Origin of the sequence: Streptomyces sp. NPDC094032 (genome assembly GCF_040303965.1) — a bacterium.
In the GTDB taxonomy this organism is placed as follows: Bacteria; Actinomycetota; Actinomycetes; order Streptomycetales; family Streptomycetaceae; genus Streptomyces.
Window position 1 is genome coordinate 403,566 of the sequence record NZ_JBEOUE010000001.1, and the last position, 26,543, is coordinate 430,108.

Annotated in this window: 24 protein-coding genes; 10 read left to right on the forward strand and 14 right to left on the reverse strand. The window is 73.9% G+C overall.

What is annotated here, in order from left to right; genetic code table 11:
• Positions 1-14: 14 nt before the first annotated feature.
• The 5 genes from ABTZ54_RS01610 to ABTZ54_RS01630 form a co-directional block, all read right to left on the reverse strand.
• A complete protein-coding gene (locus tag ABTZ54_RS01610; RefSeq protein ID WP_351655553.1) occupies positions 15-1,916 on the reverse strand; it encodes an anthranilate synthase family protein in 1,902 nt (633 codons plus the stop codon).
• Entirely contained in the window at positions 1,913-2,536 is a 624-nt protein-coding gene (locus tag ABTZ54_RS01615; protein ID WP_351655556.1) for an isochorismatase family protein, read from the reverse strand. The genes ABTZ54_RS01610 and ABTZ54_RS01615 overlap by 4 nt, the downstream gene beginning before the upstream one ends.
• Positions 2,533-3,729, reverse strand: coding sequence for a 3-deoxy-7-phosphoheptulonate synthase (locus ABTZ54_RS01620; protein WP_502997156.1), 1,197 nt, complete (start codon positions 3,727-3,729; stop codon positions 2,533-2,535). Before ABTZ54_RS01620 ends, ABTZ54_RS01615 begins: the two co-directional genes overlap by 4 nt.
• On the reverse strand, positions 3,726-4,214 hold the full coding sequence (locus ABTZ54_RS01625) for a PhzA/PhzB family protein (protein WP_351655558.1): 489 nt from the start codon (positions 4,212-4,214) through the stop codon (positions 3,726-3,728). Before ABTZ54_RS01625 ends, ABTZ54_RS01620 begins: the two co-directional genes overlap by 4 nt.
• Before the next feature lie 235 nt (positions 4,215-4,449).
• Positions 4,450-5,163, reverse strand: a complete 714-nt coding sequence (locus ABTZ54_RS01630; protein WP_351655561.1) for a response regulator — start codon at positions 5,161-5,163, stop codon at positions 4,450-4,452.
• 22 nt (positions 5,164-5,185) lie between these two features.
• On the opposite strand from ABTZ54_RS01630, the gene ABTZ54_RS01635 reads away from it, so the two are divergent.
• Both ABTZ54_RS01635 and ABTZ54_RS01640 read left to right on the forward strand, forming a co-directional pair.
• Positions 5,186-7,297 (forward strand): sensor histidine kinase, encoded by a 2,112-nt coding sequence (locus ABTZ54_RS01635; RefSeq protein ID WP_351655564.1) that lies wholly within the window; start codon positions 5,186-5,188, stop codon positions 7,295-7,297.
• 417 nt (positions 7,298-7,714) lie between these two features.
• A complete protein-coding gene (locus ABTZ54_RS01640) occupies positions 7,715-9,109 on the forward strand; it encodes a DEAD/DEAH box helicase (RefSeq protein ID WP_351655567.1) in 1,395 nt (464 codons plus the stop codon).
• Between the two features lie 77 nt (positions 9,110-9,186).
• Here the strand turns inward: ABTZ54_RS01640 and ABTZ54_RS01645 are convergent, their stop codons facing one another.
• Together ABTZ54_RS01645 and ABTZ54_RS01650 are read right to left on the reverse strand one after the other, a co-directional pair.
• Entirely contained in the window at positions 9,187-9,351 is a 165-nt protein-coding gene (locus tag ABTZ54_RS01645) for a hypothetical protein (RefSeq protein WP_351655570.1), read from the reverse strand.
• 119 nt (positions 9,352-9,470) lie between these two features.
• The gene (locus ABTZ54_RS01650; protein ID WP_351656399.1) at positions 9,471-10,985 is read right to left on the reverse strand and encodes an asparagine synthetase B family protein; all 1,515 of its coding nucleotides are present in this window, start codon (positions 10,983-10,985) and stop codon (positions 9,471-9,473) included.
• Positions 10,986-11,228: 243 nt separating this feature from the next.
• On the opposite strand from ABTZ54_RS01650, the gene ABTZ54_RS01655 reads away from it, so the two are divergent.
• A complete protein-coding gene (locus tag ABTZ54_RS01655) occupies positions 11,229-12,257 on the forward strand; it encodes an LCP family protein (protein ID WP_351655574.1) in 1,029 nt (342 codons plus the stop codon).
• A 29-nt stretch (positions 12,258-12,286) separates the two neighbouring features.
• On the opposite strand, the gene ABTZ54_RS01660 is transcribed toward ABTZ54_RS01655, so the two are convergent.
• Genes ABTZ54_RS01660 through ABTZ54_RS01680 form a run of 5 tightly spaced genes read right to left on the reverse strand, consistent with a single transcriptional unit; the run spans position 12,287 to position 18,051 of the window.
• A complete protein-coding gene (locus ABTZ54_RS01660; protein ID WP_351655577.1) occupies positions 12,287-13,318 on the reverse strand; it encodes an ABC transporter ATP-binding protein in 1,032 nt (343 codons plus the stop codon).
• A complete protein-coding gene (locus tag ABTZ54_RS01665; RefSeq protein ID WP_351655580.1) occupies positions 13,315-14,352 on the reverse strand; it encodes an ABC transporter ATP-binding protein in 1,038 nt (345 codons plus the stop codon). The genes ABTZ54_RS01660 and ABTZ54_RS01665 overlap by 4 nt, the downstream gene beginning before the upstream one ends.
• Positions 14,352-15,338 carry an ABC transporter permease gene (locus ABTZ54_RS01670; protein ID WP_351655583.1) on the reverse strand — a complete coding sequence of 329 codons (987 nt, stop codon included), beginning with the start codon at positions 15,336-15,338 and terminating at the stop codon, positions 14,352-14,354. Before ABTZ54_RS01670 ends, ABTZ54_RS01665 begins: the two co-directional genes overlap by 1 nt.
• Positions 15,335-16,267, reverse strand: coding sequence for an ABC transporter permease (locus ABTZ54_RS01675; protein ID WP_351655586.1), 933 nt, complete (start codon positions 16,265-16,267; stop codon positions 15,335-15,337). Before ABTZ54_RS01675 ends, ABTZ54_RS01670 begins: the two co-directional genes overlap by 4 nt.
• A 14-nt stretch (positions 16,268-16,281) precedes the next feature.
• Positions 16,282-18,051 (reverse strand): ABC transporter substrate-binding protein, encoded by a 1,770-nt coding sequence (locus tag ABTZ54_RS01680; protein WP_351655589.1) that lies wholly within the window; start codon positions 18,049-18,051, stop codon positions 16,282-16,284.
• Positions 18,052-18,212: 161 nt separating this feature from the next.
• On the opposite strand from ABTZ54_RS01680, the gene ABTZ54_RS01685 reads away from it, so the two are divergent.
• From ABTZ54_RS01685 to ABTZ54_RS01700, 4 genes are all read left to right on the forward strand, one after another.
• Positions 18,213-19,580, forward strand: a complete 1,368-nt coding sequence (locus tag ABTZ54_RS01685) for an aldehyde dehydrogenase family protein (RefSeq protein WP_351655593.1) — start codon at positions 18,213-18,215, stop codon at positions 19,578-19,580.
• A gap of 56 nt (positions 19,581-19,636) precedes the next feature.
• Positions 19,637-20,908 carry an alpha/beta fold hydrolase gene (locus ABTZ54_RS01690; RefSeq protein ID WP_351655596.1) on the forward strand — a complete coding sequence of 424 codons (1,272 nt, stop codon included), beginning with the start codon at positions 19,637-19,639 and terminating at the stop codon, positions 20,906-20,908.
• Positions 20,909-20,978: 70 nt separating this feature from the next.
• A complete protein-coding gene (locus tag ABTZ54_RS01695) occupies positions 20,979-21,845 on the forward strand; it encodes an NmrA family NAD(P)-binding protein (protein ID WP_351655599.1) in 867 nt (288 codons plus the stop codon).
• Between the two features lie 76 nt (positions 21,846-21,921).
• Positions 21,922-22,554 carry an alpha-ketoglutarate-dependent dioxygenase AlkB gene (locus tag ABTZ54_RS01700; protein ID WP_351655603.1) on the forward strand — a complete coding sequence of 211 codons (633 nt, stop codon included), beginning with the start codon at positions 21,922-21,924 and terminating at the stop codon, positions 22,552-22,554.
• 24 nt (positions 22,555-22,578) lie between these two features.
• Here the strand turns inward: ABTZ54_RS01700 and ABTZ54_RS01705 are convergent, their stop codons facing one another.
• Positions 22,579-24,294: an RICIN domain-containing protein gene (locus ABTZ54_RS01705; protein WP_351655606.1), complete on the reverse strand. Its 1,716-nt coding sequence runs from the start codon at positions 24,292-24,294 to the stop codon at positions 22,579-22,581.
• 86 nt (positions 24,295-24,380) lie between these two features.
• Positions 24,381-25,064, reverse strand: coding sequence for a DUF4232 domain-containing protein (locus ABTZ54_RS01710; protein WP_351655609.1), 684 nt, complete (start codon positions 25,062-25,064; stop codon positions 24,381-24,383).
• A gap of 199 nt (positions 25,065-25,263) precedes the next feature.
• Here ABTZ54_RS01710 and ABTZ54_RS01715 point away from each other — a divergent pair, with 199 nt between their 5' ends.
• From ABTZ54_RS01715 to ABTZ54_RS01725, 3 genes are read left to right on the forward strand one after another with little or no spacing between them, the layout of a single operon-like run.
• Entirely contained in the window at positions 25,264-25,653 is a 390-nt protein-coding gene (locus tag ABTZ54_RS01715; RefSeq protein ID WP_351655612.1) for a VOC family protein, read from the forward strand.
• 30 nt (positions 25,654-25,683) lie between these two features.
• Positions 25,684-25,872: a hypothetical protein gene (locus ABTZ54_RS01720; protein ID WP_351655615.1), complete on the forward strand. Its 189-nt coding sequence runs from the start codon at positions 25,684-25,686 to the stop codon at positions 25,870-25,872.
• 52 nt (positions 25,873-25,924) lie between these two features.
• Positions 25,925-26,521, forward strand: a complete 597-nt coding sequence (locus ABTZ54_RS01725; RefSeq protein ID WP_351655618.1) for an isochorismatase family protein — start codon at positions 25,925-25,927, stop codon at positions 26,519-26,521.
• Positions 26,522-26,543 lie beyond the last annotated feature (22 nt).

Below are 26,543 nucleotides of genomic sequence, written 5' to 3' on the forward strand. Positions count from 1 at the left end.
GTGTCCTCTCCTCCTCACGGCCGGGCCGGTGCCAGCAGGGCCCGGCCGGCGGCGCGGGCGAAGATGCCCGGTCCGTCGTGGGTGAGCACCGACTCGGGATGGAACTGCAGGGTGGTGAAGTGCGGTCCGCGCAGCGCGTGCACCTCGCCGGTCTCCGGGTCGCGGCTCAGTTCCACCGCGCCGACCCCGCCGACGACGGTCCGGTCGGCCGGGCCGCGCGCGGCGAAGGTGTTGTAGAAGCCGACCCGTTCGCGCCGGCCGAACAGGTCGATCTCCTTCTGCACGCCCTGGTGGGGCACGTCCCTGCGGACCAGCGGAAGGCCCAGCTCCAGGCTGACGACCTGATGGCTCAGACAGACCGCGAGGAACGGGCGCCGCCGCGCGAGCAGGCCGCGGGCCGTCGTCCGGATCGCCTCGATCCGCGGATGCCCCGCCTCGGCTGGGTCGCCGGGACCGGGCCCCAGCACCACCAGGTCGTACGCGTCGGGCACGTACTCCTCGTCGTGGCGGCGGACCGTCACCACGAGCCCCAGGGCCCGCAGCTGGTGGGCGATCATCGCGGTGAAGGTGTCCTCGGCGTCGACGACCAGGACCGTGCGCCCGGCGAGCCCGGAGCGCGCGGGGCCCTCGGGGGTGCCGGTCCCGCTCAGCCAGAAGCCGGACAGGTCCGCGTTCCGCCGTTCCAGGGCGGCCCGGACCTCCGGGTGGGTCCCGAACGGGCCGGGGCCGTCGCCTTCGAGGGCGGCCAGCAGCCCGGCGGCCTTGGCCCGGGTCTCGGCCGCCTCCGCGACCGGGTCGGAGTGCCGCACCACCGTGGCCCCGACGCCGATGGCGACCCGGCCGGCGGCGTCGATGTCGGCGGTCCTGATGAGGATCGCGGAGTCCAGCTCCCGCTCCCCGGCCGCGTCCCGCCCGATCAGCGCGACCACCCCGCTGTAGTAGCCGCGGCCCCCGCCCTCGTAACGGGCGATCACCCGGCAGGCGTTCTCCAGCGGGGAACCCGTGACCGTCGGCGCGAACAGCGTCTCGCGCAGGATCTCGCGCACCTCGCGGCCGGTCCGCCCCTCGATCAGGTACTCGGTGTGGCTGAGCCGCGCCATCTCCTTGAGGTACGGACCGACGACCCGGCCGCCGCCCTCGCAGATCCGCGCCATCATCTTCAGCTCCTCGTCCACCACCATCGACAGCTCGTCACGCTCCTTCCGGTCGGCGAGGAACTCCATGACCCCGGGCAGACTCGGCCCCTCGGGCGGATGCCGGTAGGTGCCGCTGATCGGGTTCATCACCGCCGTGCCGCCCCGCAGGCTCACATGCCGCTCGGGCGAGGCGCCCACGAAGGTGCGGGACCCGGTGTGCACCAGGAAGGTCCAGTACGCGCCCGACTCCTGCTCCAGCAGGCGCCGGAAGAAGGCCAGCGCGCCGTCCGGACCGTGCTGGTCGAGCTCCGCGAGGAAGGTGCGCCGCAGCACGAAGTTGGCGCCCGCGCCCTCGCCGATCGCCTCCCGCACGACCCGGCCCACCGTCCGCGCGTACGCCTCGTCGTCCAGGTCGAAACGGGCGCCGGTGAGCGTCGTCGCCGCGCGCGGCAGCCGGGCCAGCGCCTCACGCACCGGCACCGTGCCCTGCCCGGTCACCGTCAGGGCGATCAGCGGCGCCCCGTCGTCGGCGCAGGCGAAGCCGCGCTCGGTGATCTGCCGGTACGGGATCACCACCAGCGACTCGTGCCGCGCGCCCCGCGCCCGGTCCGGCCGCTCGGGGAGCGGGATCCCGGCCAGGGCGGCGGGCAGCGACACCCGGCCGACCAGGACATCCAGGACATCGGGGCCGTCCGGGGCGCGCGCGCCGGGGCGGTGCAGCAGCGCGTAGGCGGCGGGCCGGGGCCCGGGGCCCAGCAGCGGTGCCAGGGCGTCGGTCATGACAGGACCTCCTCGGTGGGGACGACCATGGCGCAGCGCTCGGCGGCGTACCGCAGGGCGGCGTCGTGGTGCTCCCGGGAGAAGTCGGCGACGGCGTCGGCGACGAGGAACACGCGGATGTCGTGGGTGAACGCCTCGACCGCCGTCGCGAGAACGCCCACATGGGCGTACACCCCGCACAGGACGAGCTGGTCGCGGCCGCTCTCCCGCAGCCGGGCGAGCAGCCCGGAGCGGAAGAAGGCGCTGTAGCGGCGCTTGACGAGGAGCCAGTCGCCGGCGGCCGGCGCGAGCGCCGCCACCACCTCCCGGTCCTCAGGGGCGGCCCGCATCCCAGGACCCCAGAAGTCCCGCAGCAGCCCGCGCTCCTGCGGAGTCATCGAACCGGGCTGGGCCGTGTACGCCACGGGCATCCCGTGCGCCGCGCACCGCGCGCGCAGCAGCGCGGCCCGGGCGACGAGCTCCCGGCGCGGGCTCGCGGGGACGGGGGCGAGGAAGAAGCGCTGCATGTCGTGGACGAGCAGCACCGCGCGGCGCGGATCGAGCCGCCACCGGGCCGTGTTGGCGGGCAGCTCGTCCGCAGACGGCAGCAGGTACGGGGTGATGGGCGGGATGCCGGTCACGGTGCTCCCCTCCAGGCGGAGACGACGCCGAGCGCCTGCCACGGATTGAGCCGGGGGTCGCAGAAGGTCGTGTAGACCTCGGAGACCCGGTCGAGGCCGTGCCGGTCCGAGGCGCACTCGGTGACCTCGTCCGGAGTGGTCTCCAGATGCAGCCCCGCGGCCACGCCCCCGGCGGACGCGACGGCCCGCTGGAACAGCACGACCTCACGGCGCACGGTCGGCACCACCCGGGTCTTGGTCCCGTCGCCGGCCTGCACGGTGTTGCCGTGCATCGGGTCGCAGAGCCAGCTCACCGGGTGGCCCGCCGCCCGCACCGCCGTGACCAGCGGCGGCAGCCGGTCGGCGACCCGCTCGGCGCCCATCCGGGCGATCAGCGTGAGCCTCCCGGGCACCCGGCCGGGGTCCAGCCGCTCGCACAGGGCGAGCAGTTCGGCCGGGGCGAGCTCGGCGTCGACCTTGCAGGCCACCGGGTTGGCGACCCGGGCGAGCAGCGCCACATGGGCGCCGTCCACCTGCCGGGTCCGCTTGCCGATCCACGGCCAGTGCGTGGAGCCGAGGTAGAGCCGGCCCTCGTCGTCCCGGCGAAGCAGCGGCACCTCGTAGTCGAGCAGCAGCGCCTCGTGGCTCGTCCAGACCGGCGGTTCGGGTCCGCGCGCCACGCGCGGCCCACGCCAGCCCAGGTGCTCCATGACGTCACCGGCCGCGAGATAGCCGAGCAGCAGCCGCAGCGGGTCCGGGCGGCGGCTCTCCTCGTCGGGCTCCGGCCCGTTGACCAGGTGCCCCCGGTACGAGGGGAGTTCGAGGCCGCCGATCCGCTCGACGGGGCTGGAGCGCGGCTTGGCGTACTGGCCGGCGATCCGGCCCACCCGGACCACCGGCTTGCGGGTGGCCGTGCGCAGCGCCCCGGCCAGCAGGTCGAGCACCTCCACCCGGCGGCCCACGTGGCCCGCGGTCCGCTCCTCCGGGTCCTCGGCGCAGTCGCCGGACTGCACGACCAGCGCCCGGCCCTCGGCCACCCGGGCGAGCAGCAGCCCCAGCGCCCGCAGGTCCTCGGGCCGTACCAGCGGCGGCCGGCCGGCCAGGGCGGCCCGCACCCGGCGGGTCTGCGCCGGGTCGGGCCAGTCGGGCTGCTGCTCGGCGCCCCGCCCGCGTATCTCGTGGAGCAGTTCCTCCACGGCGTGCGTCGGGCTCATGTCGGTATCCCCTCTCGGCGGACCGCGGGCACCGGGATGCCCAGGGCGCGCAGTTGGGCGAACGGGTTCATGAATTCGCGGTTCCGGACGATCCGGCCGTCGGCCAGCTCGAAGGAGTGCAGGAAGTGGTTCTCGTAGAACCCCTCCGGATAGCCGGGGAACCGGATCCGGCCGTGGCCGTCGCACTCCACCCAGAAGTGGTTCGGGTCCTGCGTCTCGAACACGCGAACGCCGTACCACTCCCAGTCGGGGAAGCAGCGCAGCGACCAGACCGCGTGCTCGGCGAGCCGGTCACGGCCCCGGATGGCGATCGGGGCGCCGGTGTCGGTGGTCCACAGGCCGCCGGTGCCGTCCTCGGTGAACAGCTCGTGCCTGCGGAGCCGGTCCTCGCCCCGGGTGGTCATGTACCTCTCGACGGTCTGCCGGTTGCGGGCGCGCAGGGCGCTCGCGTCGGCGAAACCGGGCTGTGCTGCGGTGCCGGACATCTCGGTCCTCCTGGTGGATGCGGAGTCGACGCGTCCACGCTCCGCCGCCCGGGGACCCGGGCACCCGGGTCGGGAGACCGGCCGCCCCCTCAACCGCGAACGGGTCGCGGGTCCCGGTCGGGACCGGGACACGACGGGGCCGCCCGCCTCATGCGCCCGGTGCGCCGGGAGGGGAAGGATGGAGTCCTACGGGCGTACCAGCCGTGTACAGCCGTATCAGGAGAGCGCCATGCGGTCAGTCGTGGCGGGGCGGAGGCGCCCCGCCGGTGCCGAGGCCCGCGTTGCGGGCCCGGACGATCGCCTGGGCCCGGTCGTTGACCTGCAGCTTGCTGAAGATGTTCGTGACGTGGTTGCGCACGGTCTTGTCGGAGATGGTCAGCCGCCGGGCGATCTGGCGGTAGTCGAGACCGCCCGCGAGCAGATCGAGGACCTCCAGCTCGCGCGGGGTCAGATCGGGGAAGACCTCCCGCCCCGGCGCGGCCGCGAGCGCCCCGAAGAAGGACTGGAGCCGCTCGGCGATCCGCGGCCCGAACACCGCGCCGCCGCCCGCGACCGTACGGATCGCCCCGATGATCTCCTCGCGCCCGGCGCCCTTTACCAGGTAGCCGCTGGCCCCGGCCCGTACCGCCGCGAGCAGGTTGTCGTCGTCCTCGGACATGCTGAGGACAAGCACCCGGGTCTCCGGCCGGTCGTCGAGCAGCCGCCGGGTCACCTCGATGCCCGAGGCGTCCGGCAGCCCGAGGTCGAGCACCACCACCTGCGGCGCGGTCCGCGCGCAGAGCGCGACGGCGTCCGCGGCCGAGGACGCCTCGCCCACCACCCGGAAGCCGTCCTCCGGGAGCAGCGCCCCGCGCAGCCCGTCGAGGAACATCGGGTGGTCGTCCACCAGCACCACCGTGACCGCGGACGTCTCGGAGCCCTGAGAGCCCTGGGGGCCTTCTGCCGTCATGCCGATTACTATAGGTATGCATATGAACACATGGAGTGAGAACGCGCCGTGGGGTTCCCACCGGGCGGAGGGCGAGCGCCGACTGGCCGCCGCCGCCCTCTGCGCGGCGGTCACGCTCGCCCTCAGCGGGCTGTGGATCTGCTACCTGCTGGTCAACCTGGGCAGGCCCGGGGTCGCCGAGAGCGCCGAGAGCCTGCGCGTCCTCATGTACGGGCTGCCCGCCGTGGCCGCCGGCGTCCTCGTCCACGCGCACTGGCCGGGCCGCCCGGTCGGCTGGGTCCTCATCGCCTACGGCATGACGGTGATCCTGCCCGCCGCGCTCGCCGCGCCGCTCTGGCTCGGACAGGGCGGCGCGCCGGGGCGTACCGCCGTCCTCGTCTTCGAGGCGCTCGCCAACTGGCTCAAGGTCACCCTCTGGTACTCGCTGCCGCTCTGGTTCCCCGAAGGACGGCTGGCCCGCCGCTGGTGGTGGTACGTGGCGGGCCTCGCCGTCTGGGTGGCACCGCAGGCCTTCGCGTACGCGGCGCAGCCCGAGCGCTACGGCGCGCCCAACCCGCTGGCCGCCGGCTGGTGGGGGAGCGCCGCGACCCTCCTCGACAGCCGGCTCGGGCTCGCCCAGAACGTCACCCACTTCGTCCTCATCGCCGTGAGCGGCACCGTCATGTTCCGCCGGGTCCGGCACATCGGATCCGCCCGCACCCGCCGGGCCCTGCTCGCCCTCCTCGCCTCCTACGTCGTGTGGGGTGTCGCGCAGAGCATCACGTACAACTTCGGCGACGTCCTGCGCTGGCCCATGTACTGGCTGATGACGGCGGCCTCCCTCGTCATGTGCGCCTCCGTCGGCTACGTGGTCGTCCGCACCGGCTCCTGGCGGCTCAGCCGCCCGGAGCGGCGCATCCTCGCCGGGCTGCTCGTGGTCGCGCTGCTCACCGCCGCCGACGTGGCCGTCGTCGCCGCCCTCGTCAGCGGCATGACCCCGAGCCGGTACGCCGACGCCCTCGCCCTGGTCGCCGTCGCGTTCCTCATGGGCGCGGGGCTGCGCCGCACCGTCGCCTGGGCGGTCGGCGTCGTCGACCGGCTCTACTACGGGGACCGGGCCCACCCCTACCAGGTGCTGCACACCCTCGCCGCCCGCATCAGCAACGCGGGCAGCTCCCAGGACATCCCCGAGGCGCTGTGCGCCACCGTGGTCGAGACGCTGCGACTGCCCGCGGCCGCCCTCGCCGTCCGCACCCGCGCCGGGGACCGGGTGCTGGCCCGGGTGGGGCCGCTCGGCGACCACCCGCACCACTTCGACATGCTCCACCAGGGCGCCGTCGTCGGCCGGCTCTCCGTCGGCCTGCGCGAGGGCGAGGCGGAGCTGGACGCGCAGGACGGCCTCATCCTCTCCTCCCTCGCCAGCCAGGCCGCGCCCGCCGTCGCCTCGCTGCGGCTCCAGGAGGACCTGCGCAGCAGCCGCGAGCAGATCGTCACCGCCCGCGAGGAGGAACGGCGCCGGCTGCGCCGCGACATCCACGACGGCCTCGGCCCGGCCCTCGCCGGACTGCGCCTGCGCGTCGAGAACGCCACCGCCCGGCTGCCCGCCGAGGACACCCTGCGCGAGGCGCTGCGGGCCGTCTCCGACGACCTCGGCATGGCCATCAAGGAGGTCCGCCGGATCACCGACCGGCTCGGCCCCGCGCCCCTCGGCGAACTGGGCCTCGACGGCGCCCTCCGCCAGCTCGCCGCCTCCTTCGACGGCGCCCGGCTGACCGTGGCCGCCGTCGTCGACCCGGACCCGCTGCCCGCGCTCCCGGCCGCCGTGGAGGTGGCCGCCTACCGGATCGCGGCCGAGGCCCTCAACAACGTCGTACGGCACGCCCGCGCCACCCGCGCCGAGATCCACCTGTACGCCGACGCCGAAGCGCTCACCGTCACCGTCGAGGACGACGGCACCGGCTTCGGCCGAGGCGCCGACCACCGAGGCGTCGGCCTGCGCTCCATGGCCGAACGCGCCGCCGAGATCGGCGGCCGCTGCACGGTCGAATCCTTCGTCCACGCCGGCCGCGGCACCCGCGTCCGCGCCGTACTGCCGCGTGCGACGGCGGGGCTGACGGAAGCGTCGCTGTCGGCGGGGGCCCGGGAGGGAGGCTGAGGCCGTGGCCGGGGAACCGCCGGACAGGCCGGGATCGCGGCCCGGCGCGCCGCCCGGACGGCCGGGTCTGCTGCCCGGAGTGGCCTGGAGAACCGCTGGACAGGCCGGATCGACGCCCGACGCAGCCGGGGTCCGCCGCTCGTCTCGGATCCTCGTCCGGACCGGCCGGGTCCGCCGCTCGGCCCGGCCCGGCCTGCGCCGGGCGAACCGACCGGGGCCGCCGCCGGGGCAGGCCCCGTCTGCTGCGGCAGCCCTGTCCGTCGCTCGGCCGGGGCCGGTCCGCCGCAGGGGACCGGCCCGGTCCGCTGCGGCAGTCCGGCCCGCCCGGCCACGCGCGATTCGGTCGGCCGCCGTCCGTCGTGCTTTCCTTGACGGATACCCGATGACGGACACCCGATCGAAGAAGGCAGCGCACCCATGAACCGCTCGGACCGTACGGGAGATCCCACCGGCCTCGGTGACCTCACCGGCACCCCGCCGCTCCCGGCCGCCGACAGCTTCGACGCCATGGAGCTGCCCGAGGCGGTCCTGACGACGCTGGCCGCCCAGGGTGTCACCACCCCGTTCCCGATCCAGTCCGCCGCCCTGCCCAGCGCCCTCGCGGGACGGGACGTCCTGGGCCGGGGGCGCACCGGCTCGGGCAAGACGCTCGCGTTCGGACTCGCGCTGCTCGCGCGGACCGCGGGGCGCCGTGCCGCGGCCAAGAAGCCGCTCGCCCTGGTGCTGGTGCCGACGCGCGAGCTGGCCCAGCAGGTGACCGAGGCGCTCGCGCCCTACGCGCGGGCCCTGGACCTGCGCCTCGCGACCGTCGTCGGCGGCCTCCAGGCGGGCCGCCAGGCCACGGAGCTGCGGGCCGGGGCCGAGGTGCTGATCGCCACGCCCGGGCGGCTCAAGGACCTGGTGGAGCGGCGGGACTGCCGGCTCGACCAGGTGGCCGTCACGGTCCTCGACGAGGCCGACCAGATGGCCGACCTGGGATTCCTGCCGCAGGTGACCGAACTGCTCGACCAGGTGCCGGCCGGCGGCCAGCGGATGCTCTTCTCGGCCACCCTGGACCGGGACGTCGAGACCCTGGTCCAGTGCTATCTCCAGGACCCGGTCGTGCACGCCGCCGACGCGGCCGCCGCCCCCGTCCCCACGGCCGAGCACCATGTGCTCCGGGTCCACGGCGGCGACAAGTTCGCCGTGGCGGGCGAGATCGCCGCCCGCGAGGGGCGCGTGCTCATGTTCCTGCACACCAAGGCCTCCGTCGACCGCTTCACCCGACAGCTCGTCGCCGCCGGCGTCCGCGCCGCCGCGCTGCACGGCGACAAGTCGCAGCCCCAGCGCACGGCCACCCTGGAGAAGTTCAGGACCGGCGCGGTCACCGTCCTGGTGGCGACCAACGTCGCCGCCCGCGGCCTGCACGTCGACGACCTCGACCTCGTCGTCAACGTCGACCCGCCCACCGACCCCAAGGACTACCTCCACCGCGCCGGGCGCACGGCACGGGCCGGCGCCTCCGGCAGCGTCGTCACCCTGGTCCTGCCCGACCAGCGCCGCGACCTGGCCCGGCTCCTCACGGAGGCGGGCGTCCGCGCCCACACCGCCGACGTCCGCCCCGGCGCGGAGGAGCTGCGCAGGATCACCGGCGCCAAGGCCGCGGCCGGCGGGCCGGCGGCCGAGCGCGACCGGCGCGGCGCCGCCTTCCGCGGCATCGGCACCGTCCCCGGACGGCCCGGCCGCACCAAGAACACCTCCCGCAGGACCGCCGACGCCAAGCGCGAGGCCGAGGCCCGCAAGGCCGCCCGGGTGCGCCGGGGCGGCGCGTAGCGCACGAAGAGGCGCCCGCCGCCCCAGAAGGGGTGGCGGGCGCCGGGTGCCGCGACTCTGCGGTCTTCAGCCGGACTCTAGGGCTGGCATCCGGGGCACTTCCGGTCCGTGCAGCCGGGCTTGTGGCCGGGTCGAGCGGTGCCGGGGACCCGAGTCCCGGCGCGGGCGCCCTTCGAGCCGAAGAGCACCAAGCTGACGAGGGCCACGAGGGCGAGCACCGATCCGATGATCTTGCGCTTCATCTCTCTTCTCTTCCTGTAGTCCTCCGCCGGTGCGGATTCCTCTTCCATGCTGACCTCGGAGACGTCCCGGGCACATGAGGCCCTTGACCCACTCCGGCCCCTTCCGTAACGGAGGGCTCTCAGATGGACACCGTCCGGCGGCCCAGCACCGGCAGCTCCGCCGGGCTCTTCGCCCGCACCGGCGGCGGAACCGGGCGCCGCACGCCCACCGCGTACTCCTCCCGCCACAGCTCGAACATCGACAGCGCCCAGATCGTCCCCGCGAGCCGCTCCGACGGGTGGGTGAGCTGAGCGGCGAGCAGCCGCTCGACCGCCCGCCAGGAGAGCAGTCCCGAGCCGCGCAGCCGGGCGGGCGACAGCAGCTCACGGACCAGGTCCGTCAGCGCCCCGCCCGGGACCAGCAGGTCCGAGACCCGCCGCCGCGCGTCGCCGGGGACCCGGACGCCCGCGCCGCCCAGATGGGCCGCGCGGCGCAGCCCGCGCGCCGGGAGCAGCTCGTCCCGCTCGAACGCGGTCAGGGCCGCCCGCCGCGAGCGGACCGCCGCCGCCTCGTCGAGCCGCCTCGCAAGCGCCTGGGCCGCGTCGCCCCGCTCGGCGAGGAACGCCCGGTAGTCGGCGCTGTAGAGCCGCGAGCGGCCCACGGCGTCGACCGGCGAGAGCCCCTCGGCGTAACGGGCGGACCAGTCCCCGGTGGGGTCGGCCACGGCCACCGCCACCCGGCGCCGCCCCTCGGCGGCCTCCAGGGCGAGATCGCCACTTCCCGGGACCGTCCCGCGCCGCGCGTACGCGGTGAGCGCGCCCGCGTCGGCCTCGGGATGACCGAGCCGCCAGATCAGCGCGGGCAGCAGCACCGGCAGATCCCGCGCCCGGCGCCGGTCCAGGGCGTCGGACAGCGGGTCGGACCCGCCACCCGGCTCCCCGTACGGCTCCGGGGCATGCGTTCCCGGGACACCCGGGAAGCCGCCCGGGAGCTCCCGGTCCGGCGACCCCGGTCCCGGGACCCGGCCGACACCCTCCGGCTCACGCCGCACCAGCCGCGGCCGCTGCCCCCGCGCGCACACGGCCGTCGTGCCCGGCGGTAGCACCCGTACGCCCTCGATCAGCGTCGCCCCGCCCAGCGCGGCGCCCGCGGTGAGATAGGCGTCGAGTCCCGGCGTCCACAGCACCGGCGGGTCCGGCAGCAGCGTGAGCAGCGACGGGATGTCGGTGGCGAAGGACAGGACCTGGCGGCTGGTGCTCCAGTGGTAGTAGAGCGGGACCGCGCCCGCGTCGTCGGTGGCGAGCACCAGGACGGGGGCCGCGCGCGTGTCGACGACCGCCGCCGCGTACGCGCCCCGCAGCTCCTCGGTGAAGCCCGCCCCGTCCGCCTCGAACGCGGCCCGCAGCAGCGCCGCGTGGTTGCGCTCGGCGACCGGGCGGCCCCCGGCCTCGATCCGGCTGAGCAGCGGCAGCCGCACGTCGACCGCGCCGGCGAGCACCGCCGCCACGCCGTCGCGACCGTCCGCCCGCTCGCCGGCGAGCGCCCAGCCCCGGCCCCGCAGCATCCGGGTGCCGGGCTCCTCGCACCGGCCGGGGGTGCCGCGCAGGACGTGCGGCGCGGTGTCGGTACCGAACCGGCCCAGGATCCGTGCCATGGTGATCACGACTTTTCGTCCGCTGATGTCTCCGGTCGTTCCGCCGCCGGAGCCGCGGGCCCCGACGACACCCCTACGTTCGGCCGCCCGGCGTCCCGTCCGCACGGGACCCGGGCCCGGTCCCGCTCCCATCCGGTTCCCGGGACTCCTCGCGCCGCCCGCCGATCTTCGGCATCCTGGTGGCCTGAAGTACGCCCCGGGCGGGGCGAGTCGGCATGTCCAGCGGAGGGGGAGCCGTACGGGATGAGCGGGACAGCGGAGTCCGAGGGCGCGATACGCGAGGCGGAGGGCCGGCGGCGGCCCAGGGCGAGGACGGTGCTGCTCACCGCCCTCGTGCTGCTGGCGGGGGCGATCCTGCTCGCCGCGGGCACGGGGTACTGGGCCTACGAGCACTACACGGGCCGGGTGCAGCGGATCCCGAAGACCTTCCCCACGGACGCGCCGGTCCCCGCCGCCTCCAAGGGCGGCCAGAACTTCCTGCTGATGGGGCTCGACTCCCGCTCGGAGGTCCCCACCACCGGCAGCGACGCCAAGGGCACGCTGTGGAAGTACGGCGACCAGCGCAGCGACGCCATGATGCTGGTGCACATCCCGGCCGACCGCTCCGCCGCGTACGTCGTCTCGCTGCCCCGGGACTCCTGGGTCGACATCCCCGGCCGGGGCCGGGCCAAGCTGAACGCGGCCTTCTCCTGGGGCGGCCCGCCGCTCCTCATCGACACCGTGCAGCGCCTCACGAACGTGCGCGTGGACCACTTCGCGGTCATCGACTGGAACGGCTTCCGCAAGCTGACCGACGCCGTCGGCGGGGTCGACATCCTGATGTCCGACGGGGAGCGCCGGCACATGGACGGCGCGCAGGCCCTGGCGTACGTGGGGGAGCGCAAGAACCTGCCCAACGGCGACTTCGACCGCACCCACCGGCAGCAGAACTATCTGCGCACCGTGCTGGAGAAGGTGATGAGCTCGGCGTCGCTCAAGGACCCGCTCCAGCTCAAGAAGACCCTGGACATCTTCACCGAGACCGTCAGCGTCGACGAGCGCTTCGGCGACGGCGAGATGCGCGAGCTGGTCTGGAGCATGCGCGAGGTCCGCGCGGGCGACATGACCTTCATGAACGCCCCGGTGAAGGGGACCGGCATGGTCAAGGGCCAGTCGGTCGTCCACCTCGACCCGGCCCGCGGCGCCGCCCTGTGGAAGGCGTACCAGGACGACACCGTCGGGACCTACGTGGAGACCCACCCCGTCGACCGCCTCCGCCCCGCGACCAACTGACCCCCCACGCCACCGACCGGGCGGACCGGTCAGCCGGTCTCCGGGAAGTGGCAGGCCACCTCCCTCGGCTCGCCCGCCGCGATGCTCCGCAGCACGGGAGCCTCCGTCCTGCACAGGGCCTGCGCCTTCGGGCAGCGCGGATGGAAGGTGCACCCCGGCGGCGGCGCGGCCGGGCTCGGCGGGTCGCCGAGCAGGGTGATCCGCTCCCGGCTCCGCTCGGCCGCCGGATCGGGCAGCGGCACGGCGGACAGCAGCGCCCGGGTGTACGGGTGCGCGGGGGCGTCGTACACCCGGTCCTTCGCGCCGATCTCCACGATCCGGCCCAGGTACATCACCGCGACCCGGTCGCAGACCCGCTTCACCACCGACAGGTCGTGGGCGATGAAGAGGTAGGCGAGGCCCAGTTCGGCCTGGAGCCGCTCCATCAGGTTGACGATCTGCGCCTGCACCGACACGTCGAGCGCCGACACCGGCTCGTCCGCCACCACCAGCCGCGGCCCGGTCGCCAGCGCGCGGGCGATGCCGATCCGCTGCGCCTGGCCGCCGGAGAACTCGTGCGGGAAGCGGTCGGCGTGCTCGGGGATCAGCCCCACGAGCTCCATCAGCTCCCGCGCCCGCGTGAGGGCGTCCGCCGCCGAACTGCCCTGCACCAGCAGCGGATCGGCGATGATCCGGGCCACCGGTTGGCGCGGGTTGAGCGAGGAGTGCGGGTCCTGGAAGACCATCTGGATCTCGCGCCGCAGCGGCTTGAGCGCCCGCTGCGAGAGATGGGTGACGTCCTGGCCCGCGTAGGTCACGGAGCCCGAGGTCGGCTCCAGGAGCCGCACGATCATGCGGCCGGTGGTCGACTTGCCGCAGCCCGACTCGCCGACCAGACCCAGGGTCTCACCCTCGGCCAGGTCGAAGCCGACCCCGTCGACGGCCCGCACCGGCGCCGAACGGCGGCGCCCGGGAAAGGCCATGGTCAGATCGCGCACCCGCAACAGCGGCGGCGCGGAGGCGGCGGCAGCGTTGTCGGGGGCGGGCGCCGGATGCGGCAGGGCCGCGGGGGAGGTGGTCATGAGTCGACCCCTTCGTACGGGGAGGGCGCGGGCGCGGACAGCGCCGGGAACGCCGGGAAATGGCAGGCGGCCACGTGCCCCTCGGGGCCGTCGAGCCGGGGGCGCTCGCCCGCGCAGCGCTCCCGCTCCTCCTCGGTGCCGGCGGCGGCCCGCGCGCAGCGGGGGGCGAAGGCGCAGCCGGGCGCCGGGTCGAGGAGCGAGGGCGGAGTGCCGGGGATCGCCCGGAGCGGGCTGTCGTCGGTGTCGTCGAGCCGGGGCAGCGAGTCGAGCAGACCCCGGGTGTACGGGTGCGCGGGCGCGGCGAACAGGCTGTCCACCGGGGCCTGTTCGGCCGCCCGGCCGCCGTACATGACCAGCACCTCGTGGGCGACCCGGGCCACCACGCCCAGATCGTGCGTGATCATGACGACGGAGAGCCGCCGTTCCTGCTGTAGCCCGGCCAGCAGGTCGAGGATCTGCGCCTGCACGGTGACGTCGAGCGCGGTGGTCGGCTCGTCGGCGATGAGCAGATCGGGTTCGCAGACCAGCGCCATCGCGATCATCACCCGCTGGCGCATGCCGCCGGAGAACTGGTGCGGATACTCGCCCGCCCGGCGCTTCGGCTCCGGGATGCCGACCTCGGCCAGCGCCTCGACGGCCCGGGCGCGGGCGGTGGCCCGCCGCGACCCGAAGTGCACCCGGTGGTGCTCGGCGATCTGCTCGCCGACCGTGTAGTACGGATGGAGGCTGGACAGCGGGTCCTGGAAGATCATCGCCATCCGCCGGCCCCGCAGCCGGTTGAGCTCGCGCTCCGGCAGACCGACGAGCTCGCGCCCGTCGAGCACGACGGAGCCGGAGACCTCGGCGCCGGTGTGCAGGCCCATGACGGCGAGCGAGGTCACGGACTTGCCGGAGCCGGACTCGCCGACGATGCCGAGGGTGCGCCCGTGCGGCACGTCGAAGGAGAGGGCGTCCACGGCCCGGACGGGGCCGCGGGGGGTCGGGAACGTGACCGTGAGGTCGCGGACCCGCAGCAGGGGTTCCGGTGCGCCCATCAGTACCTCACTCGCGGGTCGACGACGGCGTACAGCAGGTCGACGCAGAGATTGGCGACGACGATGAAGGTGGCGGCGAGCAGCGTCACGCCGAGGATGACGGGCTGGTCGCCGGTGGTGAGGGCGCCGTAGAAGAGCCGCCCGATGCCGGGGAGTCCGAAGAGGGACTCGGTGATGACGGCGCCCGCGAGGAGCCCGCCGAGGTCCATGCCGAAGATGGTCAGGATCGGGGTCATGCCGGCCCGCAGCCCGTGCTTGACGACGACCGTGCGGCGCGGCAGGCCCTTGGCGCGGGCGGTGCGGATGTACGGCTCCGCCATGGACTCGATCATCGAACCGCGGCTCTGCCGGGCGTACATGGCCGCGTAGAGCACGGCGAGCGCCAGCCAGGGCAGCAGCAGGTTGGACGCCCAGGAGGGCGGGTCGCTGGTGAAGGGCACGTACTGCGGGTAGGGCAGCAGTCCGCTGACCCGGATGAATCCGTAGATGAGCAGCACCGAGGTGAAGTACACCGGCAGGGAGGCGGCGGCGACCGCGCCGACCATGAGGGCCCGGTCGGTCAGGGTGTCCTTGCGGAGCGCGGCCGTGACCCCGGCCGAGAGGCCGAGGAGCAGCCACAGCGCGGCGGCGCCGACGGCGAGCGAGGCGGAGACCGGCAGCCGGTCGACGAGCAGGTCCCAGACGCCCTCGCTGTTCTCGTAGGAGTAGCCGAGGCAGGGGAAGTCGCAGCGCAGCGCGTACTGGCCGCTGCCCATGGTGCGGCCGGTGAAGATGCCGGTGACGAAGTCGGCGAACTGGCGCCACAGCGGGGCGTCCAGGCCCATGTGGGCGCGGATCGCCTCCAGGCGTTCGTCGCTGCACGCCTTGCCGCAGGCGGCGGCGGCCGGGTCGGAGGGCAGCACGTAGAAGATGACGAAGGTGACGGCGGCGATGGCGAGGAGGACGCCGATCACCCCGAGCAGCCGGCGGCCGAGGTAGAGGATCACGAACGGCCCCCTCGCGGGTCGAGGATGTCGCGCAGGGCGTCGCCGATCAGGGTGAACGCGAGCACGGTGAGGAAGAGGCAGACGCTGGGGACGAGGAAGTACATCGGGTCGGTGTCGTAGTAGGCGACGCTCTCCGCGATCATCTGCCCCCAGGACGGGGTCGGCGGGCGGACCCCGACGCCGAGGTAGCTGAGGGCGGCCTCGGTGGCGATCATGCCGGGGATCATCAGCGTGGTGTACGCGATGACGGGTCCCGAGACGCCCGGCAGGATGTCCCGGGCGAGGATCCGCCAGGGTCCCGAGCCGCCGACGCGGGCCGCGTCGACGTACTCGCGGTGCTTGAGCGAGAGGGTCTGGCCCCGGACCACCCGGGCGACGCCCGGCCAGCCGAAGAGGCCGATGACCAGGATCATCAGGAAGGTCCGGTTGACGTCCCTGGCCACCGACATCATCGCGATCATGAAGATGAGGGAGGGGAAGGACATCGTGAGGTCCATCAGCCGGGACAGCACCGTGTCGGTGCGGCCCCCGAAGTAGCCGGCGGCGACCCCGGCGGCGACCCCCGCCAGCACGACGATCGCGGTGGCGGAGAAGGCGATGAGCAGCGACACCTGGGCGCCGTGCACGACCCGGGCGAACAGGTCGCGTCCGGTGATGGGTTCGACGCCGAGCCAGTGCCGGGCGGAGACCCCGCCGAGCGGCCCGATCGGCTGTCCGCCGAGGTACGGGTCGACGGCGGACTTGTCGAACTCCTCCGGGCCCCAGCCGCCGAGCGCGCCGATCAGCGGCGCGGCGACGGTCATCAGGGCGAAGAGGGCGATGACGGCGAGGGAGGCCTTGAGCGAGGCACGGCGGCGCAGTTCCGCGCGGACCGACCGCCAGGCCCCGCTGCCTCCGGAGACCGGAGGGGAGGTGGTGGTGAGCGTCATGGGAGGGGCGTCCTTCAGTTCGCGCTCTTCGCCGGGTCCGCGAGACCGACGGTCGCGTAGTCGAGCTGGCCGCTCCAGGAGGTGTGCCCGTAGGCGCCGGCGACGTTGGTGCCGACCAGGAGCGTGCGGCGCTTGGAGGCGCCGGGGGCGATCGGGGCCTTGGCGAGGATCTGCCCGTCCAGCTCCTGCCACGCCTTGTTGGCCTGGGCGCCGTCGGTCAGGGCGGCGATCTCGTCCATCCGCTTCATGGTGGCGTCGTCCTTGAAGAGGGAGTGGTTGCCGGAGTTGCCCTTCTCCTTGATGTAGCGCCCGTCGAACATGAAGGGGAGGAAGGTGGAGCCGGACGGGTAGTCGGGACACCAGCCGGTGTAGACGAGGTCCGTGCGGCTCTTGGTGTCGCCGATGGTGTCGTAGAAGGCGGACGGGTCGACGGTCTCGATGGTCACCTTGATGCCGGCCTTGCCCAGGGACTCCTGGATGGCCTCGCCGATGCGCTTGTCGTTCATGGAGACGGTGAGCTGGGTGGCGAACCCGTCGGGCTTCCCGGCCTCCTTGAGCAGCTGCTTGGCCTTCTCGGGGTCACCGGAGAGCGGGATCTTCAGGGTGTCGGGCTGCTTGCCGCCGGTGAACAGGGGGCCGGGCATGGCGGCGGTGGAGGCGTCGACGACGGCCGGGCCGCCGGCGGCGGTGACGATCGCCTCCCGGTCGAGGGCGTACTGCACGGCCTGACGGACCTTGAGGTTGTCGAAGGGCGCGCGGCCGGTGTGCATCTGGACGGCCTCGGTGCAGCTGCTGGACTCGGCGAGCAGCCGGGCCTTCACATCGGCCTTGGTCAGCACCTTGGAGATGGACTCGGGGCGCAGCTGCGCCCAGGAGACGGCGGAGGCGTCGGGTCCGGAGGAGGCGATCAGGCGGTCGTCGATCTGGTTGCCCTTGAGGCCCATGGTGACGACGATCCGGTCCGGGTACGCCTTGCGGACGGAGTCGCTCTTCGGATCCCAGTGGGTGTTGCGGACCAGCACCAGCTTCTTGTCGCGGGCGTAGGTGTCGATCTTGTACGGGCCCGAGGAGAACGGGCGGTTGTCGTACTGGGGGCCCTTGTCCTGGGCCTGCGGCACGGGCGCGAAGGTCGGCAGGGTGGCGGCGAAGGGGAACTCGGCGAAGGGCTTGTGGAGTTCGAAGACGATCGTGCGGGCGTCCGGGGTCTTCACCGAGTCCAGGTGCTTGCCCTCGGCGGGCCCCCGGTAGTCCTTGCCGCCGACGAGGTAGCGGGCCGCGTAGTCGGGACCGCCGGGCAGGTCGGGGGAGAAGGACCGCTCGACGTTGTGCTTGATGTCCTGCGAGGTGATCGGGGTGCCGTCCTCGTACTTCAGGCCGGCCTTGAGGCGGAAGGTCCAGGTCTTGGCCCCGTTGGAGGGCGTGCCCAGGTCCTCGGCGAGGTCGGGGACCAGCTCGCTGCCCTTCGCGCCGGGCTCCGCCTTGTAGGTGACGAGGGTGCGGTAGAGCAGCCGGGTGCCGAAGTCCATGTCGGGCATGACCCAGTTGCGGGCCGGGTCGAGATGGGTGAAGTCCTGGTTGGACAGCACGGTCAGCGTGCCGCCCTTGACCGGCGTACCGCCCACGACCTGGCCGTTGGTGCCGGTCGCGGGGTTGGCGCCGCGGTGTCCGCCGCTCCCCGCGGAAGCGCCTCCGCCCGCGCCGGAGCAGCCGGCCGCACCGAGGGTGAGGGCCGCGAGGAGCGCGGCGGCGAGGGCGTTTCGGGTGTGCTTGTCGAGCTTGTTCATCAGCGGTCACTCCGCGCGGAGAGTCGGACAGCGGCGCCGGCGGGACCGGCGGCTGGAATGTGACCCGTAACATAGTAATGTGAAATTGTACTGCGCAAGCCCTTGAACACCCTGAACACGAGCGGACCCAGCCCGGCCGCTCCCCCCGGAAGGTTCGCCGCATGACCGTCATCTCCCGCAACCCGGCCGATCCCGACGACGTCCTCCTCCAGATCCCGGCCCCCGGCGCCTTCGCCGCCGCCGACGCCGTGGAGCGCGCCCGCACCGCCCACACCGGCTGGCAGCGCGCCGGGGCCGCCGCGCGCTCCGCCGCCCTCGGAGCCGTCGCCGACGCCGTCGAGGCCGCCGCGGCCGAACTCGCCGCCCTCGCCGTACGCGAGGTCGGCAAGCCGCTCGTCGAGGCGCGGGCCGAGGTCGCCCGCACCGTCGCGATCTGGCGCTACTACGCCCAGGCGCCGTACGCGCCCACCGGCGCCGTCCACGAGACGGCCGCGGGCCCCGGACTGCTCCTCACCCGCCGCCGCCCGCACGGCGTCGCCGGCCTGATCACCCCCTGGAACTTCCCCTTCGCCATCCCCACCTGGAAGGCCGCCCCCGCCCTCGCGGCCGGCAACGCGGTCGTCCTCAAGCCCGCCCCGCAGGCCACCGCCTGCGCCCAGCGGCTCGCCGAAATCGTGCAGAAGGCCCTGCCCGCGGGCGTGTTCACCGTCGTCCCGGGCGGCGCCACCGAGGGCGGCGCGCTCGTCTCCGCCGCCGACGTCGTCTCCTTCACCGGCTCGTCCGCCGTCGGCCGCGCCGTCGTGCGCAGCGCCACCGCCCGCGGCATCCCGGTCCAGGCGGAGATGGGCGGCCTGAACGCGGCGATCGTCCTCCCCGACGCCGACATCGCGCAGGCAGCCGCCCACATCGCCGCCTCCATCGCCGGCTACGCGGGCCAGAAGTGCACCGCCACCAGCCGGGTCATCGCCGTCGGCACGGCCCTCGGCCCGCTGCGCGAGGCGCTCACCGAGGCGCTGCGGGCCGTCCCCGTCGGCGACCCCGCCGACGGCGGCACCGTGTGCGGCCCGCTCATCGACGAGAACGCCCGCACCGCCGTCACCGCCGCCTGGCGCGACCTCCCCGTCCTCGCCGGCGCCACCGTGCCCGACCTGCACGGCTGGTACGCGGCCCCCACCCTTATCGAGAAGGTCGCCCCCGGCCACCGCCTGCTCCGCGAGGAGGTCTTCGGCCCCATCGCCGCGCTGCTCACCGCGACCGACCTCGACCACGCCGTCCGCCTGAGCAACTCCGCCCGCTACGGCCTGGTCACCTCCGTCCACACCACCGACCTGACCACGGCCCTGCAAGGCCTGGACCAGCTCGACACCGGCATGGTCCGCGTCAACGCCCCCTCCACCGGCGTCGACTTCCACCTCCCCTTCGGCGGTGCCAAGTCCTCCAGCTTCGGCCCCCGCGAACAGGGCGAGGCGGCGCTGGACTTCTACACGTCGTCGCGTACGTACACGGTGTCGCCCGCGCGGGCCTTCTGAACCGGGCCACCGTAGGCCCCGGCGCCCCCGATCCCTCCGTCACCCGAAAGGAACCCATGCACCCCGCCTACGCGACCACCGACCACGTCTTCGAGGTCCCGCTCGACCACGGGGACCCCGAGGGCCCCACCCTCCAGGTCTTCGCCCGGGAGGTCGTCGACCCCGCGCGGGCCGCCGAGGCGCTGCCCTGGCTGCTGTATCTCCAGGGCGGTCCCGGCGGCAAGTCGCCCCGTCCGACGTTCGGTTCGCCCGGGTGGCTGGACCAGGCGCTGAAGAGCCATCGGGTGCTCCTGCTCGACCAGCGCGGCACCGGACGGTCCACGCCCGTCACCACCCGCACCGCCGCCCGCTTCGGCTCCCCCGCGGCGCTCGCCGGGTACCTCGGCCACTTCCGCGCCGACGCCATCGTCCGGGACGCCGAACTGATCCGCCGGCAGCTGTGCGGCGACACCCCGTGGGACACGCTCGGCCAGAGCTACGGCGGCTTCCTCACCCTCACCTACCTGTCCTTCGCACCCGAAGGCCTCCGCTCCTGCCACATCACCGGAGGCCTCCCGGGGCTGACCACCACCGCCGACGACGTCTACGCGCACACCTCCCCGCGCGTCCGCGACCGCGTCCTCGACCTGTACGCCCGCTACCCCGAGGACGCCGCCCGGCTCCGCAAGCTGGCCGACCTGCTCGCCGCCGACGACGTACGGCTGCCCGGCGGCGACCGGCTCACCGTCCGCCGGCTGCGCAGCCTCGGCCTCGCCCTCGGCATGGGCGACGGCTTCGAACGGCTCCACTGGCTGCTCGACGAGGCCCTGGACGAGACCGGCGACGGCCGCCCGACCGGCACCTTCCTCCACCAGGTCGAGGCCCTCACCGGCTTCAGCGACAACCCGCTCTTCGCCGTGCTGCACGAGTCGATCTACGCCCAGGGCGCGGGGCCGACCGCCTGGGCCGCCGACCGGGCGCTCGCCGCCCTCCCCGAGTTCGCCGAGGACGCCGACCCGCTGCTCCTCACCGGGGAGTCCATCCACCCCTGGATGTTCGAGGAGATCAGCGGCCTGCGCCCGTTCGCCGAAGCCGCCGAACTGCTCGCCCGGCGCACCGACTGGCCCCCGCTCTACGACCCCGCCCGCCTCGCCGCCAACGAGATCCCGCTGGCCGCCGCCGTCTACCACGACGACATGTACGTGGACGCGGGGATCTCGCTCACCACCGCCCGCGCGATCGGCGCCGCCCGCGCCTGGGTCACCAACGAGTGGGAGCACGACGGCGTCAGCGCCTCCGGCGGCCGGGTCCTCGCCCGCCTGATGGACATGACGACCGGGCGCGCCTAAGGCGTGCGCCGCCGCCGCGGCCGGGGTCGAATGGGGGAGGGCCACCCCGGCACGGCGAAAGGGCACGACCATGACGGAACTCATCGCGGTCACCGGAGCGACCGGACGGATCGGCGGGCGGGTGATCCGGCGGCTCGCCGAGGCCGGCGCGGCGGTGCGGGCGCTCGGGCGCGACCCGGAGAAGCTGGCCGGGCTGCCGGTCGCCGACACCCGGACCGCGTCCTACGACGACGCCGCGGCGATGCGCGCGGCGCTCGACGGCGCGACCACCCTGTTCCTGGTCTCCGCCCACGAGGGGCCGGGCCGGGTCAGGACCCATGCCACCGCCGTGGACGCGGCCGTCGCCGCCGGGGTACGCAGGGTCGTCTACCTCTCGTACCTCGGCGCCGCGCCGCACGCCACCTTCACGTACGCCCGCGACCACTGGTACACCGAGCAGCACATCCTCACCACCGGCGTACGCCACACCTTCCTGCGCGACAGCGCCTACCAGGCCGACCTGGTCGCGATGGCCGGAGCCGACGGGATCCTGCGGGGCCCCGCCGACGACGGCCGGGTCGCCGCCGTCACCCACGACGACATCGCCGACTCGGCCGCGGCGGTGCTCCTCGCCGCCGACGCACACGACGGCGCCACCTACGACATGACGGGACCCGAGGCGCTCTCCTTCGCCGAGATCGCGGCGACCCTCGCCCGGGCCGCCGGCGGTCCCGTCCGCTATGTCCCCGAGACCCGCGAAGAGGCCTTCGCCTCCCGGGCCGGGTACGGCGCCCCCGACTGGGAGGTCGAGGGCTGGGTGACCTCGTACGAGGCGGTGGCCACCGGCGAGATGGACACCGTCTCCGACGCGGTCCTGACCCTGACCGGGCATCCGCCCCAGTCCTTCGCCGACTTCCTGGCGGCGAACCCGCGGGTCTACCGGCGGCTGACCGGCTGACCGGCTGACCGGCTGACCCGGACACCCTCACCCCCCTATTCGGTCATACATTCGAATTCTGGTCTAGTCTTGACCCATGACCGGCCACGGCCTCCAGGGGTCCCTCTTCGACCAGGGCGACGACATCGGACTCGGTCCGCTGGACGGCGTCCGGCGGACCGTGCTCGGCGACGGGGCCTGGATCGACCACCTGCCCGGCTGGCTCCACGGCGCCGACGCGCTCTTCGAGGAGCTCGCCGGGCGGGTGCCGTGGCAGGCCGAGGAGCGGGCCATGTACGACAGCGTCGTCGCCGTGCCCCGGCTCCTCGCGTACTACCGGGAGGGCGCCCCGCTCCCGCACCCCGCGCTCGACGACGCCCGCGAACGGCTTGGCGCCCACTACGCGGCCGAGCTCGGCGAGCCCTTCGTCACCGCGGGGCTCTGCCTCTACCGCGACGGTCGCGACAGCGTGGCCTGGCACGGCGACCGGACCGGCCGCTCGGCCACCCAGGACACGATGGTGGCGATCCTCTCCCTGGGAGACCCCCGCGACCTCGCCCTCCGCCCGCGCGGCGGCGGCCCGACCGTCCTGCGGCTGCCCCTCGGCCACGGCGACCTGGTGGTCATGGGCGGCTCCTGCCAGCGCACCTGGGAGCACGCGGTCCCCAAGACGACCCGCGCCGTCGGCCCCCGCATCAGCGTCCAGTTCCGTACGAGGGGTGTGCGCTGAGGGCGGGGGCCGGGGGCGGCGGGGCTAGAAGCCCTTCACCACCCAGTCCTGGGCGTCAGGGGTGGGGCTGCCCTGCGTCCACAGGGTCAGCCAGACGCCGTTGGCCAGGGAGTTGCCCTTCGGCGTGATGGCCTTGCCGTACGCGTTGACGACGCTGCCGTCGGCCGACGGGGAGAATCGCTGGACGTCGCTCGAAGGGTTGCACGTCCACAGGGTCAGCGTCGCGCCGTTGGTGTTGGCGCCGTTGGCCTCGGGGGTGATGCACTTGCCGCTCGCCTTGTGGACGATCAGGCCGTTCTCGTACTTCCACCGCTGCACGTCCGAGCCCGTGCAGGACCACACGGTGATCGGGGTGCCGTTGGTGGTGGCGTTGCCCTGGGGCGTCGCGCAGACGGAGCCGGCCTGGTGGAAGTTGGTCAGCCAGCTCCAGCCGTCGACGGGCTTGCCGGCGTCGGGTTCGACGTTGAACACGACCCTGCGCGGTCCGCTGGAGTCCACCAGCGCCTCGTTGGTGCCCCAGAGCCGCTTGGCGAGGGGGTCCCAGGAGAGGCCCTGGGTCAGCTGCGGCGCCTGGGTGAGGACGTGCGGCGCCTCGCCGGGCTTGGCCACGTGGATGCAGGAGTAGAGGTCGGTGCCGCCCGGCCAGTACGCGGGGCAGGTGCCGCTCATGTAGTAGTTGGTGCCGTCCGTGGCCGTGCCCTGGATGCCCCACACGGGAGAGGTGTACCCCGTGGTCTCCGAGGCCACCGTGGTGGGGGTGCCGGAGCCGAGGGCCGACAGCGGCCAGCGGACGATGCGGGCGCCCGCGCCGCTGCGGTTCTCCACCGAGACGAGGGCCGGCGTGGCGCCGGAACGGTCGACGCTCAGGCTGCTCAGGCACAGCTCGTCGGCGACGGACGGGCCGCAGGCGCGCGGGGTGTTGTTGACGTACGCCTTGGAGACGTCGTCGACCACCGCCGTGCTGATGGTGCTGTAGCGGGCGACGAGCGGCATGGCCCAGAGGTGGAAGCGGGCGGAGGTCTTGCCCGCGTCCAGACGGGTGAGCGCGCTCGTGGTGTCGTTCATGCGCCACATCCGCGTCAGGTCGAAGACCTGGAGCTCCGCGCCGTTGGCGACGAACAGCCGGTTGCCGTACCAGGCGACGCCGTCCGAGTGCGAGGTGTACTGGAGCGGCTTGAAGTTGCCGCTGACCGGCTCCACGAGCGCGACGTGCCCGTACGTGACCTGGCCGCCGGCCGACTCCGCGATCGAGATCCTCGCGTAGTCCTCGACGGTCTTCGGGGTGCGGGTCTCGACGTACGTCCCGTGGTACCAGGCGGTGACCGTGAGGGAGCGGCCCGCGTACAGCCCGTCGGGGGTGGCCGCGTGCGAACCGGCGAAGCCCTGCGGCATCCAGCCGCCCCCGCCGTCCGCGTAGTTGGACCGGTCGTCCTCGTCGTCCCAGCAGAAGCCGTCGGGCTTGAGAGCGCCGTTCAGTCCGGTGGCGTGACAGAGCCCCGGACGTCCGGTGCGGCCGCCCAGGACGTCGGTGACGGACGCCTTGGCGACTCCGGCGGCCTCGGCGGAGTCGATGAGGCCGGTCTTGTCGCCGTCCACGCGGGTGAGCTTGAAGTTCGCGGTGAACGGTTCCAGGCCGGAGGCGGCCTGGGCGGGCTGTGTGGGCAGCAGTACGGAGGCGGCTACAGCTGCCCCAAGTGAGAGCTGGACAAGGCGATTTCGACGCCCGAACATGAGTTTCATTCCGGCAGCGTAACCGCCGTCGGCTTGTCATGATCATTTTCTTCACGGGGTCTTCACCCAGGTCAGACCGGGTGAAGACCGGTGGGCTAGAGGGTGAGCGCGTCCTCGGCGTTGTCCATCCAGGCCGTCACCGAGTTCTTGTCGGGGGAGACGTACAGGCCGGGCGTCGAGGCCTTCAGGGGCTTCTGGGTCAGGTCGGACTCGGTGTCCATGGTCATCGCGATCGAGTCGACCGTCTTGCCCTTGCCGTCGTGCGGGCCGCCCATCAGCCCCGCGTAGGCGGAGGCGCCGGGCTCCAGGCGGATCGACTTCTCCGGGGAGGGCGCCGTGCCCCGCTCGACGGCGGTGCCGTCCAGGCCGCCGAAGATCACGATCGGGTGGCCCAGGACCCGGCAGGGCTTGGCGGTCTTGTTGGTGATCTTCAGCAGGTAGCTGCCGGTCGTCTTCTCGGCCACGTCCGCCGAGAACGTCACGTCGTACGTGCTGCACGGGAAGACGTCGTAGTCCGGGTCGGTCGGGGGCTTCGCCGAGGTGCCCGGCTTGCCCGTCTTCGCCGGTGCGGCGGTCTTCGTGGGCGCCGAGGTCTTCGGCGGCGGCGTCGTGGTGGCCGTCGGCGCGGCGGTCTCCGTGGCGGTCGCGGGGGCCGCGGTCGTCGGCGCCGTGCCCGCGCCGCCGCCCGCCGCATCGGTCCCGGACGGTCCGCAGGCCGTCAGGGCGAGCGCGGCGGCGACGGCGGCGGTGACGAAGGCGGCTCTGCGGACGGTGCTCATGGTGTTCTGCCCCCGAGGTGAGAAAGCGCGACGTGCGCTCGACTGCACCGAGCATCCCCCGCGACCTTCACGATTCGGTGACGACGCCTTCTCGACTCCACCACAGTGCCCCCACCGGCCGTGTCCCCGGCCCGTGGGCCGCGCGCTTGATAGACAGGTGACCCACCGACACCATCGCGCGCACGACCGGAGAGCACCCATGCGGATCCATCTGACCAGTGTCTTCGTCGACGACCAGGACAAGGCCCTGGACTTCTACACCGACACGCTGGGCTTCGTGAAGAAGGCGGACGTCCCCGTCGGCGAGTACCGCTGGCTGACCGTCGTCTCGCCCGACGCGCCCGACGGCACCGAACTGCTCCTGGAGCCCGACGCCCACCACGCCGTCCGGCCGTACAAGCAGGCCCTGGTGGCGGACGGCATCCCGGCCGCCGCCTTCGCCGTGGACGACGTACGGGCCGAATACGAGCGGCTGCGCGCCCTCGGGGTGCGGTTCGACCAGGAGCCGGTGGAGATGGGGCCCGTGACCATCGCCGTGCTCGACGACACCTGCGGCAATCTCATCCAGATCGTGCACAGTGAGTCGTGACCGAATCGGTACAAAGATCGTTTACCGGTCGTGAAGCTCACTCAGCGTTCTCTCGCCTCCCTTGCCCTCGCCGGCGCGGCCCTGGCCGCCGTCACCGGCACCGCGCAGGCCGACGCCCCGCGCCACGCGCCGGGCACCGCCACCACGCTCAGCCACGACGTGGACGTCCCGGACATCGACCTGGACGACATCGAGCTGCTGGACCTGCTCGGCGGCTGAGCCGCCCACCCCCCTGACACCGTTGAACAACCACAAGAACCGAGGAGGTCCGATGGCGGGCCGCGCGCTGATCGTCGTCGATGTACAGAAGGACTTCTGCGAAGGAGGGAAGATCCCCGTCGCGGGAGGTGACGAACAGGCCCGTGCGATCGGGGAGTTCATCAAGGAGCAGGCCGGTGACGGCTACGTCCGGGTGATCGCCACCCGCGACCACCACATCGACCCCGGCGACCACTTCTCCGAGGACCCCGACTTCGAGAACTCCTTCCCCGAGCACTGCATCGCCGGAAGCGAAGGCAGCGAGTTCCACCCGGACTTCGAGCAGGTCGTCGCCTCCGGCGCGGTCGACGAGGTGTTCTTCAAGGGCGCCCACTCCGCCTCGAAGAGCGGCTTCGAGGGCACGACCGCCGAAGGCGACGTCCTCGGCGCGTGGCTGCGCGCCCAGGGCGTCGACACCGTGGACGTGGTCGGCATCGCCACCGACCACTGTGTGAAGGCGACCGCGCTCGACGGGGTACGCGCCGGATTCGGCGTGCGCGTCCTGCTCGACTACACCACGGGCGTCGCCCACGACAGCACCGCCCGGGCCCTCGACGAGATGCGCCTCGCGGGCGTGGAACTGACGGGCACCCCCGTCGTACACGGCTGACGGCACTCCCCGCCGCAGCCGG